Below are 13,049 nucleotides of genomic sequence, written 5' to 3' on the forward strand. Positions count from 1 at the left end.
CCAGTCACCCCGCACACGCTGCACAAATGGCGGCAGTGGGGGGCATTGCCCTAGACTTTCGTTCTCAGGAACGATCTCTCAGGAGTCATCGGCCTCAGTACGAGGCGGTTCCAGGTGAACCCCACCACCCACCGCGCCATTACATCATGTTTCGTCCCGGCGTGCACATCCAGGCCACGGGTATCGCGTAAACTCGACACGCCATCGGAAAGGACAATCTCCATGCACAAAGAAATAGAACGGAAATTCCTGGTCCTGCGTACAGATTTCCTCGGATCTCCCGAAATACCGCGCAAGCATTTCGAGCAGGCCTATCTTCTGCCAGAGGCCCTTCATTATGAATTCAATCGCGAGGATGCTGAATACAAGCTGGACATTTTCTTGAATGGGGAATTTGCCCGCTTGATGCTGTCATTGCGTGTATCGGCCGAAGACCGGATGGCGCTCGATCAGATTCTGTTCTCAGATGATGGCACGCCAAAAGTAAAACCACGCATCCGCATCCTTGACGGCGAAGAGGCAGTGCTCACCCTCAAGGGTAAAGCCTGCGGATTGTCCAGAGACGAGTTCGAGGTTCCCCTACCGCTGGAAATGGCAAAGTTGGCCATCAGGCAGGCAAAATCCAGCTTGCAAAAAACCAGATACTTCGTGCCCATTGGTACCCGGACCTTCGAAGTCGACGTCTACGAGGGCCCGCTGCAAGGCCTTGCAACCGCGGAGGTCGAATTCTCGGAAAGCGAAAATCCCATGGATCTGACACTGCCCGACTGGGTGGGGCGCGACGTGAGCGAGGAGATAGAATATTCCAATGCATGGCTGGCCGAATTCGGGTCTTGTCATTGACATAGGCTTCGTGTATTCTGCTGCTGCAGCACCCGGAGATGACATCCTCCTGAACCGCCACAGTCTGGCTGATGATGTCTGGCACTACCTGGATCGGCCCCTTGACACCAGCGGGAGCGACTTCAGGAAAGGTGGCCACCGGGGCTTCGTTTTGCTTCATCGCGCGGTTCTCCGGCGGTCCTCCATAGCTGGAACATCTGAGGATCGACATGGATTTCAAGCAGCCTGCTACGGCAACCCTCAACTTTCCCGATTCGTCTCAAGCCATCGTGCTGCCTGTCTACAAAGGTACTCGGGGCCCGGACGTCATCGACATCCGAAAACTCTACAGCCAAACCGGCATGTTCACCTACGACCCGGGGTTCATGTCAACCGCCTCCTGCAAATCGGACATCACATTCATAGACGGCGATAGGGGTGAGCTGGCATACCGCGGCTACTCCATCGAAGACCTCGCGCAAAACGCGGATTTCCTGGAAACCTGCTACCTGCTGCTCAACGGAGAACTCCCCAATACGCAGCAAAAGGCAGAGTTCGTCCGTACGGTCACGATGCACACGATGGTGCAAGAGCAAATGCATGCCTTCTTCAGGGGATTCCGGCGGGATGCTCACCCGATGGCAATCCTCGTGGCAGCTGTCGGGGCACTGTCGGCCTTCTATCACGACTCGCTGGATATCAACAATCCCCGGCATCGCGAGATATCGGCCATCCGCATGATCGCCAAGCTGCCCACTTTGGTGGCAATGGCCTACAAATATAGCCTGGGGCAGCCGTTCGTCTACCCGCGCAACGACCTGTCGTATAGCGCGAACTTCATGCACATGATGTTCTCGACGCCCTGTGAACCCTACGTCGGAAATGAGGTCCTGGTGCGGGCGCTCGACCGTATCCTGATACTGCACGCGGATCACGAACAGAACGCCTCGACCTCGACGGTTCGTCTGGCGGGGTCGTCGGGCGCCAACCCATTTGCCTGCATCGCGGCGGGAATCGCCTGCCTGTGGGGCCCCGCGCACGGGGGAGCGAACGAGGCTGCGCTCAACATGCTGGAGCAAATCGGCTCTGCCGATCACATCGGGGAGTTCATCAAACGCGTGAAGGACAAGGATTCCGGCGTAAAGCTGATGGGGTTTGGTCACCGCGTGTACAAGAACTACGACCCGCGTGCCAAGCTGATGCGGCAGACGTGCCACGAAGTACTGAACGAACTGGGCCTGTATAACGATCCACTGTTCAAGCTGGCGATGGCGCTGGAACGGATTGCGCTGGAGGACGAATATTTCGTGTCGCGCAAACTGTATCCGAACGTCGATTTCTATTCGGGCATCGTGCAGCGCGCACTGGGGATTCCAAAATCCATGTTCACATGCATCTTCGCAGCTGCAAGGACAATCGGCTGGATCGCGCAGTGGAACGAAATGATCGCGGATCCGGAACAAAAAATAGGGCGCCCACGGCAGCTCTATACGGGCGAAGCACGCCACCAACTGATACCAATCGCAGAGCGTGCCTGAGCGGGACCACATTCGGATTCTCTGCTTAACTTCTAAAGGCGAGGTCATTCATATGAGGCTATTCAAGATGCAGGACGTTCTCCACAGAATCTTGGCTGTCGCAAAAATGGCGATGCACGGTCGAGAACGAAATCGCCAGATCATCATCACCCCTCGTTGGGATAGCAGATTCGAATACAAGGGTCTGCGAGGATCCCCAGCTGTCGCCAAGCGACGTAGCACACACCATCGGTACTAGAACCAGCGGGTGCCACGGGCGGCCGAGTGCTGCCCCTTCTCAAGGCAGCCCAAACCGAGACACCGGCAGCCTGAAGACAGACTGATCCGATTGACCAGAAAGTCATCTCGCAAGAGATACATGCACCGCTGAAGTTGGCACTATGGTTTCGGGCTGATCTTCAACGGTGCATTTTCCGTCCCGGACTCTTGACACTGGCACCGCATGTAGTATGCTCATTCGTAAGGCGATGGGGTTCGCCACGGCGCTGGCCGGAACTGCCGCAAGGCTGATGACTCCTGACGATTCGAACAACAAGAAGTCAGAAACCGTCAGGAAGCCATATGCAGCCGCTCGCCCGGTTCATTGCTATCAATCTGATCCAGATTGCCTTTTTGCTGGCCTTCGCGCCATTGCTTGAAGGCGTCTTGGCGCGCCTGGAAGAAATCATCCAGGGCAAGCATGGGCCCAGCATCTTCCAGCCGTATTACGATCTCTGGAAACTCTTTGGCAAAGACGAGATCGTCTCCAGGGAAAGCACCTGGATATTCCGCTTTGCCCCGATCGTCCATTTTGCAATGCCGATCTTCGTGGTGATGCTGATTCCGGCACTCACCGACTATCCCCTGTTTCTCGCCTTCGCGGGCGACATGATCGCCGTCGGATTCCTGTTTTCGGCCAGCGGCTTTTTCGTAGCGCTGGCCGCCATGGACACGGGCAACGTCTACGGGCCCATTGGCGCAAGCCGCACGCGCATGGTCGGGTTCCTCGCCGAACCCGTCTACATGGTGGCGTTCTTCGCGCTGTCCTTCGTGGCCAATTCCACCATCCCTTACACCGTGAACGCCAGCTGGGCGCTGTCCTGGGCCAGCATGCTGCAGCCCGCGCACCTGCTGGTATTCGTCGCCTTCCTGCTGCTGGTGCTGGCCGACGAAAAGCGGCTGCCGGTCGACAACCCCGGCGGCAAGGCCGAAACCGCCATGATCGGGCACTCCAACAACCTGGAATATTCGGGCACGGGCGCGGCACTCATGAAATGGGGCAGCGCGATGAAATTCATGGCGGTGCTGATCGTGTTCCTGAACGTCATCCTCACGCCCTGGGGGCTGGCGGCCACGCCGCACTGGGGCGACGTGCTCATGGCGATCCCCAAGGTGCTGGGCAAGATGCTCATATTCCTCATCGTGCTCGCCGTGATCGAGACCACGCTTGCCAAGCTGCGGCTGTTTCGCATCAGCGAATTCCTGGCCTCGGCCTTCGTCATCTGCATCTTTGCCATGGGCGTGCGCCTGGTGGGGGTAGGCTGATGGATACCGCAATTGCCCTGAACGGCTTCATCGCGGCGCTGTTCGTGCTCTTCAGCCTGGGCGTCATCGTCCAGCGCCAGATGCTGAGCACCCTGTACCTGTTCATGCTGCACGCCGTGGCGTTGACCGCATCCGCCATCGTCCTTGGATTCGCCCTGGGCAGCGTGCACCTGTTCTGGGTCGCCGCCATTACCTTCACGACCAAAGTGATTGCCGTGCCCCTGGTGCTGCGCTATTCCGCCGGCAGCGAAATCTATGAACGCCGCGAGGTGGACCAGGTTCTCACCATTCCCACCTCGGTGCTCATTGCCGCGGTGCTCGCCCTCATCGCCTGGATCGTGGCGCAGCCGCTGGTGCAAGCGATCACGGATCGCCCCTTTGCCGCCATGAATCTGCCCACCGGGCTCATCGCCGTGTTCTTTGGCGCCTTCACGGTGGCCGTGCGCCGCGAGGCGGTGGCGCAGCTCATGGGCATCCTCGTCATGGAAAGCGGCGCGTTCTTTGCCTCGATCGCCATCGTCAACGAGCTTTCCATCATCGCCGAAGTCGCCGCCGCCGTGGACGTCCCGATCGCCGCGCTCGTGATCGGCCTGCTGATCCGCAGCATCCACCATGTGACGGGCATGACCCGCGTGGGGCTGCTGGCCGAGCTCAAGGAGCGGCGGTGATGCTGACCTGGATCCTGCTCGTTCCGGCCATTGCCGCGGCGGTCACTCTGTCCAGCCGCCGGGCGGCGCCCTCGATCACGCTGGCGACGTCCCTCATCGTATTCATTCTTTCGTGGGCCGCTGCTGCACAAGTGGAACAAGGCACAGTGCTGCAATCCTTCTACGGCGGCCTCACGCTCGACGCCTTCTCGGCGGTGTATCTCGTGCTGGTGGCCTTCGTCGGGGTGACGGCCGCCCTGTATTCGATCGGCTACCTCCCCGCGCATTACTCAGAGCAGGAAGGAGCGTCGCCCCGCTATCGGGCGTACTGGCCGCTCTACAACCTGTTCATGATGTCCATGCTGGCCGTGCCGCTGCTGGCCAACCTCGCGGTCGTCTGGATCGCCATCGAACTTACCACGGTATTTTCGGCCTTCCTGGTCGCGTACGAAGACCGCACGACAGCGCTCGAAGCGGCGTGGAAGTACGTCGCGCTCACCAGCATGGGGGCCATGATCGCGCTCTTTGGCGTGCTGGTGCTGTACTACGCCGTGCACGATGCCGGCCAGCCCGTGACCTGGCCCGGACTCATCGCGGCGGCACCGTACCTGAAGCCCGCCCTGCTGTCGGTGAGCTTCGTGCTCTGGCTGGTGGGCTTCGGCACCAAGGCCGGGCTGGTGCCCATGCACACCTGGCTGCCCGATGCGCACAGCCAGGCGCCCGCCTCAATCTGCGGCCTGCTCTCGGGCGTGGAGGTGAGCGGCGCCCTCTACATGCTGCTGCGCATCCACCCCGCACTGCTGCGCAACCCCGGTGTTCTGCATCCGCAGGCCTGGTACCTGGTCGCCGGCCTGTTGAGTGTCGCAGCCGCCGCCTTTCTGCTCCTGCAGGTGCACGACTTCAAGCGCCTGTTCGCCTACTCGACCATCGAACACATGGGCGTGATCCTCACCGCCTGCGGGCTGGGCGCCAACGCGCACGAGCTGGGCACCGTGTACCAGTTCTTCGCCCACGCCTTCACCAAGTCGTTCTGCTTCTATGTGGCAGGGCTCGCCACCATCGTCTACGGCACCCAGGAAATCGCCGCCGTGCGCGGACTGCTGCACCGCTCTCCGGTCGTCGGCTGGGCGCTGCTGCTGGGGGGCCTCGCCATCGCCGGTGCACCTCCCTTTGCGCTGTTCATATCCGAATTCCAGATCGTGGCCACCGGCTTCGCCGCGGGCGAGTATGTGGCGACCGGCCTGCTCACGGCGCTGCTGGTGCTGGCCTTCGTGGCAATCCTGTACCAGATCGGCCGCATCGTCTTCGGCGAGCCGGCTCCAACCGAGGCCGAAGCGCACGCCAAGCTGCCTGCAACCAGCCTGGCGGCCGTCGGCATCGCCTTCGTCCCGATGTTCGTATTCGGTTTCTATGTGCCGCCGCCGCTGCTGTCTCTCTTGCGGCAGGCTGCAACGCTGCTGGGAGGTACGGCATGAGTACGCGCACGGAACTGCTGGCCAGGCTGCGCACGCAGCTGCCCAAGGCGGGCATCTGGGATGCCGGGCCCTGGATAGAACTGCGCCCGCCGCTGGCGGCATTGCGGAAGATCGCGGCCGCCCTGGTTGCAAACTTCGGATGCGAATTCGCCACGCTGGTCACGGAGGCTCGTGACGCCGACGACTCGTACATGCTGCTCTATTTCTTCTACCAGCCGCAGGACAGCATCCTGATCGCGATCCGGCTGGCTGCAGGAGCCGATACCCTGGTGCCCGCCATCGGCTCGCAGGTGCATGCGGCTGCATGGCACGAACGGGAGACCGAGGATCTGTTCGGCATTTCGTTCGAAGGCCACCCCTTCCTGGGCGACTACGTCCTGCACGACGCCCTCTGGCCCGAGCGCCTGGCCCCCATGCGCCGCTACTTCGATGCGCGCCTGCGCGTGGCGGGATCGGGCGCCGGCGCGGCCTGGCAGCCCCGGCGCATCCTGCAGCAGGAAGGGGCCATCACCTTCCCGGTGGGGCCGATCTGGGCGGACTACAACGAAGCCGGCTTGTGGCTGCTGGAGACTCCGGGCGAGCAGATCCTGGGTGGCCTGACCCGCTTGTTCTACAAATACCGCGCTGTGGAGAAGATCGCCGAGGGCCTGGTGCCGGATCAGGCGCTGCTGCTGGCCGAACGCTTCAGCGGCAGCGCCGCGTTCGCCCACGCATACGCCTTCTGCCGCGCGCTGGAAACCCTTGCCCATTGCCAGGTACCGCCGCGCGCCCACGTCCTGCGCGCGGTATTCGCCGAGCTGGAGCGCATCCGCTACCATGCCGCCACGATCGCGGAACTTGCCGGCTCCACCTCGCTTGCGGTCGGCAAATCCATGTCGCAGGAACTCGAAGAACAGGTCTTGCGCCTGTCCGGGCAGCTGTGCGGACACCGCTATCTGTTCGGGGTCTGCATCCCGGGCGGACTGGCGCAGTCCCCCGATGCCGGCGCGCTTGCCGCGCTGGGCACGGGGATCGCGGATGCAGCCGACGAATTCGCCCGGCTGGAGCGGCTTTTCGTGCACACGTCCAGCTACCTGGACCGCATCGAGGAGATGGGCACGCTGCGCCCGGAGGTCGCCGACCTGTACGGCGTGGTCGGCCCGGTGGCACGCGCCTCGGGGCGCACGGTGGATCTGCGCCGCGCGCTTCCCTATGGGATTTACAAGACGCGCGCCCCCGAGATCCCGCGCGAGACGGAGGGTGACGGCTACGCCCGGCTGCGCGTGTATTTTGCCGAAATCCGCGCGAGCATGGCGCTCATCCAAACCCTGCTCACGCAGCTGCCCGACGGCCCGGTTGCCACCAGCTGCCCGCCCACCGCAGGCGCGGCGCTGGGCTGGACCGAGGCCCCCGCGGGCGGCACCTTCCATTGGCTGCGCCTGGACGAGAACGGGCGAGTCCGCCGCTGGCGTATCGCGCCGCCGGGGTTCCGCAACTGGCACGCCTTTCACCGGGCCCTGGAAGGCGCCGCCTTCCAGGATTTCCACATCATCATGGCGAGCTTCGGCTTGTCGGTCGCGGAGAGTGACCGCTGATGGCCAACTGGACACTGACCAGCCTCGCACGCGGCATCCGCACCCTGCACTGGCCGCGCAACGCCGATCTGCCGCCAGGGGCGGTACCGGTGCGGCTGCACGGCCTGGCCGCCGCGCCGGCATGGGGCGAGAACGACGCATCCTGGGTGCTGCGCACGGAAGGCTCGCGCGGCCCGCTGCCGGCCCGGTTCCGCCATTCGGTGCACTTTCGCTTCGTGGACGCCGGCGCTGACGGCGCACTCATCGGCGAAGTACGGCTGCTCGACGCGCCGCCCTACAACCTGCACCGCTTCGGCATCTTCGTCACTGCCAGCCCACGCGCTGCCGACGTGCTGCTAGTGGGCGGCCCGGTCACCGAAGCCATGCGCGGGCCGCTGCTGAAGGCCTACGAGGCCATGCCCGATCCCAAGCGGGTCGTGGCGATCGGCGACGAAGCGATCGATGGCGGGGTCTTCGGCAAGAGCTTCACCAGCGCGGGCGGCGTGGCGGAAGTCATCCCCGTGGATTTCATCGTACCAGGCTGCCCGCCGCCGCCTGCCGCCATCATCCAGGGCTTGCGGGCCGCCGCCGGGCAATACGAAGCCGCCGCCCCTGAAATCAACGGGGTGCAAGACGGCGCATCCGCAACGGTGTCGGCTGGGGCAACGTCGCCGGCATCCCCGGCACCGGCTCGCAGGCCCTCTGGAGACAAGCCATGAACGTGCTCGTCTGGGCGTATCCCGTGCTGATTCTCACGCTGCTCGCACTGGCGGCCCCCGGCCGCCGCTCGCAGCGGGCAGGCTTTCTCATCGGCCATTGGGTGACCTGTGCGCTGGTGGCCACCGCCGCCGTGCCGATCCTGGCCACTGGAGCCGTCGCATCGAGCAGCGCCGCTCACTTGGCCATCCTGCCAGGCTTTGGCTTCACGCTCGATCCGCTGCGCGCCTTCTTTCTCCTCATCGCGGCAAGCGTATACGCCCTGTCGGTGACGCTGGTGGCGCGTGATTCACAGCGCTTCGCATCCGCCCGTGCGCGTCTCATCCTCGCCTTCACCACCCTGCTGTTCGCGGGCATGATCACGGTGCTCGTCGCCGCAGGCATCACCAGCCTCATCTTCGCCTGGGAGATCATGTCGCTGTCGCTGGTGGCCCTGGTGTTCCTGGGGGGCGACTCCGCGCATGCCGTACGGGCCGGATTCCTCACCCTGGTGCTGTCCGAAGCCGGAGCGCTGGCGGCGCTCGCCGGCCTGCTGCTGCTCGGGAACGCCGCCGGGACCTGGTCGCTTGCCGGCATCGCCGAAGCCGCCGCGCACATGCCGCCCGGCATCGCCTGGGCCGGGTTTCTGCTCACGTTCTTCGGCTTCGGCGTGAAGACCGGCATCCTGCCCGTCAACATCTGGATGGGAGACGGCTACGCAGCAGCCCCGCGCGGGGTGCTGCCCATCTTCTCAGGCGCCACGCTGAACCTGGGCGTACTGACGCTATGGGTGATCGACGGGCCGCTCGCCATGCACCATCCCGCCATCGCGCTGGTGATGCTCGCCACGGGAGCGCTCACGGCGATCCTGGGCATCATCTACGCCCTGGCCACCCACAGCCTGACACGGCTGCTGACGCAAAGCTCGATCGAAAACCTGGGCATCGTCGTCGCCGCCTCGGGCGCGGGCTTTGCCTTCTGCGCGCTGGGGCACCCCGTGCTGGGCAGCCTGTCGCTGGTCGCGGGCCTCTACCACATGCTCAATCATTCCAGCTACAAGACGCTGCTGTTCCTGGGGGCGGCTGCCATTGGCGAAGCCACGAACACGGACGACCTCAACCGGATGGGCGGCCTGATGCGACGCGTGCCCCTCTTCGGAACGCTGTTCCTCTTCGGCGCATTCGCGATCGCGTCGCTGCCGCCCCTTAACGGCTTCGTGAGCGAATGGCTGGTTCTGCAATCGCTGCTGCGCGTGGTCGAGCTGAGCTCGATTCCCGCGCGCATTGTCTTCGCGCTCTCCGGCGCGCTGCTGGCGCTGACAGCGGGCCTGGCCGTGACCTGCTTCGTCATGCTGCCGGCATCGGCCCTGCTCGGGCTGCCTCGTTCGAACGCAGCCGCGCATGTACGGCGCATGCCCAGGAGCGCCACGATCCCAATGGGCATCCTGCTGGCCGCGTGCCTCGCGCTGGGCATACTGGCAACGGGGGTGATCCCGCTGCTGGGTCGGTTGGTGGGATCGTTGACCGGAGCCGACGCGACCGGCGATCTGGTGCCGGCTTTCCTGCACGGCACACCGGACTTGGCGGCAGGCCTGGTGGATGATCTCACCCAGCTTGGTGTGCAGATCGGACGTGGACTGATACCCCTGCGCGGCCTCGTTATCCTGCATTCGGGCGGCGCCGACACCCCGGTGGTGTACGCCATGTCGACGACATTCATGTTCATCGTGCTCGCCCTGCTGCTGTTCCTGACGTGGCTGCTGGCACGCAAGCTGCACGATCACCACCGCGTCATGCGGCGCACCTTGTGGGACGCGGGCCTGGTGCGGCTGCAACGCGAGATGACGTACACCGCCACTGCCTTTGCCGCACCCGTGCGCGTGATCTTCGACAAGATCCTGCGCCCCGTCGTGGCCGAGCGCGTGGAGCGCCAGGGCGCCTTCATCACGGCGCGCCACCGGGAAGGCGAACTGATCCACATCGTGGACCGCCTGACACTGCGCCCACTGGTGAAGGCAGGCACCTGGATTGCAGCGCAGCTCGCCCGCATGCACCACGGGCCAGTGACGCTGTACGCAGGCTATATCCTGGCTGTCCTGGCAGCCACCCTGCTGGCCGCAGCCGCGGGCCTGGATTGACCATGGAACACCATTCCCTGCAATACTGGCCCGTCTCCCCGAATCCCGGTCTTTCCGGATCTTCAACTTTCCAACGCAAGGAACTCCGTTCATGAGCTACAAAGACATTCCCGCAGGCAGCGACATCCCCGACCATATCAACGTCTACACCGAGATACCTGCCCACGGCCTGCCGATCAAATACGAGCTGAACAAAGCAAGTGGCGAGATTTTCGTGGACCGATTCCTGAGCACGTCCATGGCCTATCCCGCCAACTACGGCTTCATCCCGAACACGCTGAGCGAAGATGGCGACCCGCTGGACGCACTGGTCATCAGCCCGTACCCCGTGGCCCCCGGCGTCACCATCCCCAGTCGTACGATAGGTGTCATGCTCATGACGGACGAGCACGGCCCAGACGCCAAGATCATCGCCGTACCCGACGACACGATCAGCCAGCTGTACCGGGGTGTGCGATCCTGCGATGATCTGCCTCCGGCCCTGCTGGATGAAATCAGCCACTTCTTTGCCAACTACAAAACCCTGGAACCCGGCAAATGGGTCAAGGTGGAAGGTTGGGGGAGCCTGGAGCAGGCCAGGGCAGAAATCCTTAAATCGGCCGACGCACATGCACGAACGGGAACCCACGGGAATTGAAAACCCAGAGCATGAGCCTCCATGCCCACACTAGCACAATGAAAGATGGGGATTATTAGGCGGTGTGTCATGAAGCAATTTGGTATCTTTAAGCAAATAGCCGTATAACCGTCGAGATTTTCTCGGGCCTGTAACCAGGCAGGCCCAGACATTCAATCCGTTAGGCTGTTTGCGATGCAGCTGCATCTTCTCAAAACGCTTCTGCACCCACTGCCACCCCTGCTGATCCTCCTGCTTGGCTACCAGAGCGATCTCTGGGTATTCTTGGACATATCTCTGGAAAATACCCGGACTAACCATAAATACTGTGTTGTCAACTATATGCACTAGCGCTTTAGCATCGTTAATAATCAACCTGTGAGAGTTGATTCCCTCTCCCAGCCAGGACACAAAGCATTCACCCGGTGGAACCTGAGGTGGGTCGCATCTCTCCAAAGCAGTCGAAGCAGCCACTGCCAGGTTAGCTGGAACCGACGGTTTTATCGCAGACGCTTCCATTGGCGATGAGGCCAGACCTGGAGACTCTCCCATCAACGCCATAAGGTCCCCTACTACGTCCCCAGCCTCCAACTGCGTAATAGAGGCAGTGTCATGCACAGTGCTAAGTGCTTTAGAAGATTCTGTGGATGTTGCAATAGACACTGGAATGGGGCTGCTGCTGGCACATGTCGTAGACCCCGGAACAGAGCCTGCATCTGAACCAGGATTGTTAGCTTGGCTCGCACTCATTTCCTCCTCGACGGTACCGGCAAATGGCAACGGGCGCTCAGCGGGTTCCCAAATCAGAGATGGAGACAACCGCAACAAAGTAAAGGTATGGGTCCAACCGGTTGAACTAGTCACGGTTGCGCGCCAAATTGCCCTTCCGTCCGGCGTGGCCTGCAACAGGCGGTGATCCTGCAGCACATTGAACACTGCGGTGTTGTTCGCGGGTATGCCGTCGATACCCTGAGACAATAAGTGCGCTCGCAGCTTGTCCGATACCGTCTTGCTTACCAACCATAGCGAATCCTCGGTGAGCCAGCCATCAGACGCTTCAGGCTGATTCAGCTTCAGTTCTTCCTTGAGCAGGTAGCGCAACCCGTCCACCAGCTTGCGTTGCAGCGCGTGCTTAGGCGCAGTCATGGCGCGCGTCGGATCGCCGCCAAGCTCTTGGGCGACGGAAGCGCGGTCGGCCAGGATGACCAGCTCACCCAACGCCCCGGCATGCTCATACTGCCCAGCCAAGACATAGAGCAGCGCCCCCCATAACTCGGAGTGACCGCTGAGCCAGTCAAGGACTTCCCGGTCGATCACCTGACGGTAGAGTAGGCCTGTCGCGGCGCTGTGCAGGCGATACTCGCGGCCATCGCAGTAGCGGAATCGGTAGGGCTCTCGCAGCGGGCCGTGCCATGGATGCCAGGTGCTGCCATTGGCAAGCTCCACATGCAAATCGACAGCGATTTTCCCAATGTCGTGCAGCAGTGCGGCGTAGGCAACAGCAGCGGTCCACGCTTCGGACTGAACCGCCTGGTCCTCGGGGCTCGCGCCAGCGGGCAGCAAATGGGATTGACGCAGCTTGAGCGCATAGGCCACGATCTCCAGCCCGTGATCCAGCATGCCGCCCGGGTAGGCGTGGTGGTGGCTCTCCGAGGCCGGGAACCGCTGGACTAGTTCGGCGTAGCGCTCCAATGGCACGCGGTACAGGGTGACGAACTGCCTGCGCGAAAGAGAAGTGCGCTGCCAGATGTATTCCAGCAACTTCTGACGGCGAGACGTAGCCAACAATGATGTGGCCGACTCGGGCTGTAGCAACCCTTTTGTAAAAACGGTGGCTGGCACTGGCGACAGAACGGCCCTGGCCAGAGCCCGTTTTCGCTGAAATAGACGGAGCATGTAGGTGTCCTGATAACCGGCTAACCTGAGGCCTTTTGGCCCTTTCGAGATAGGGCCTTTCCCCTTGCACCCATTCCCTTGCCTTTGCCTCTCTGACCCTTTAGCCTTTACGACGGCTTCTGGTATAGGACGGATAGAGAGAGAC

The 13,049-nt window shown here is 62.6% G+C and carries 10 protein-coding genes and 3 riboswitches; of the genes, 9 read left to right on the top strand and 1 reads right to left on the bottom strand.

The window, feature by feature from the left end; all coding sequences use genetic code 11:
- Nucleotides 1–72 precede the first annotated feature (72 nt).
- Nucleotides 73–138: riboswitch (Fluoride riboswitch) on the bottom strand.
- Between the two features lie 84 nt (nt 139–222).
- From DFR37_RS16260 to ppa, 9 genes are all read left to right on the top strand, one after another.
- Entirely contained in the window at nt 223–843 is a 621-nt protein-coding gene (locus DFR37_RS16260; protein ID WP_113934323.1) for a CYTH domain-containing protein, read from the top strand.
- Nucleotides 844–868: 25 nt separating this feature from the next.
- A riboswitch (Fluoride riboswitch) is annotated at nt 869–931 on the top strand.
- A gap of 121 nt (nt 932–1,052) precedes the next feature.
- On the top strand, nt 1,053–2,360 hold the full coding sequence (gene gltA, locus DFR37_RS16265) for a citrate synthase (protein WP_113934324.1): 1,308 nt from the start codon (nt 1,053–1,055) through the stop codon (nt 2,358–2,360).
- A gap of 454 nt (nt 2,361–2,814) precedes the next feature.
- Nucleotides 2,815–2,886: riboswitch (Fluoride riboswitch) on the top strand.
- A 35-nt stretch (nt 2,887–2,921) separates the two neighbouring features.
- Nucleotides 2,922–3,884: a respiratory chain complex I subunit 1 family protein gene (locus DFR37_RS16270; protein ID WP_113934325.1), complete on the top strand. Its 963-nt coding sequence runs from the start codon at nt 2,922–2,924 to the stop codon at nt 3,882–3,884.
- A complete protein-coding gene (locus DFR37_RS16275) occupies nt 3,884–4,552 on the top strand; it encodes a hypothetical protein (RefSeq protein ID WP_113934326.1) in 669 nt (222 codons plus the stop codon). Before DFR37_RS16270 ends, DFR37_RS16275 begins: the two co-directional genes overlap by 1 nt.
- The gene (locus DFR37_RS16280; protein WP_113934327.1) at nt 4,552–6,006 is read left to right on the top strand and encodes a proton-conducting transporter transmembrane domain-containing protein; all 1,455 of its coding nucleotides are present in this window, start codon (nt 4,552–4,554) and stop codon (nt 6,004–6,006) included. Before DFR37_RS16275 ends, DFR37_RS16280 begins: the two co-directional genes overlap by 1 nt.
- Nucleotides 6,003–7,580 carry a hydrogenase large subunit gene (locus tag DFR37_RS16285; RefSeq protein ID WP_113934328.1) on the top strand — a complete coding sequence of 526 codons (1,578 nt, stop codon included), beginning with the start codon at nt 6,003–6,005 and terminating at the stop codon, nt 7,578–7,580. Before DFR37_RS16280 ends, DFR37_RS16285 begins: the two co-directional genes overlap by 4 nt.
- Nucleotides 7,580–8,278, top strand: coding sequence for an NADH-quinone oxidoreductase subunit B family protein (locus DFR37_RS16290; protein ID WP_113934329.1), 699 nt, complete (start codon nt 7,580–7,582; stop codon nt 8,276–8,278). Before DFR37_RS16285 ends, DFR37_RS16290 begins: the two co-directional genes overlap by 1 nt.
- Nucleotides 8,275–10,392, top strand: a complete 2,118-nt coding sequence (locus DFR37_RS16295; RefSeq protein ID WP_113934330.1) for a proton-conducting transporter transmembrane domain-containing protein — start codon at nt 8,275–8,277, stop codon at nt 10,390–10,392. The genes DFR37_RS16290 and DFR37_RS16295 overlap by 4 nt, the downstream gene beginning before the upstream one ends.
- 91 nt (nt 10,393–10,483) lie before the next feature.
- Nucleotides 10,484–11,029: an inorganic diphosphatase gene (ppa, locus tag DFR37_RS16300; protein ID WP_113934331.1), complete on the top strand. Its 546-nt coding sequence runs from the start codon at nt 10,484–10,486 to the stop codon at nt 11,027–11,029.
- A gap of 30 nt (nt 11,030–11,059) precedes the next feature.
- Here the strand turns inward: ppa and mobH are convergent, their stop codons facing one another.
- A complete protein-coding gene (gene mobH / locus DFR37_RS16305) occupies nt 11,060–12,904 on the bottom strand; it encodes a MobH family relaxase (protein WP_113934332.1) in 1,845 nt (614 codons plus the stop codon).
- Nucleotides 12,905–13,049 lie beyond the last annotated feature (145 nt).

It is taken from the genome of Eoetvoesiella caeni, from assembly GCF_003315175.1.
Taxonomy (GTDB): Bacteria; Pseudomonadota; Gammaproteobacteria; order Burkholderiales; family Burkholderiaceae_B; genus Eoetvoesia; species Eoetvoesia caeni.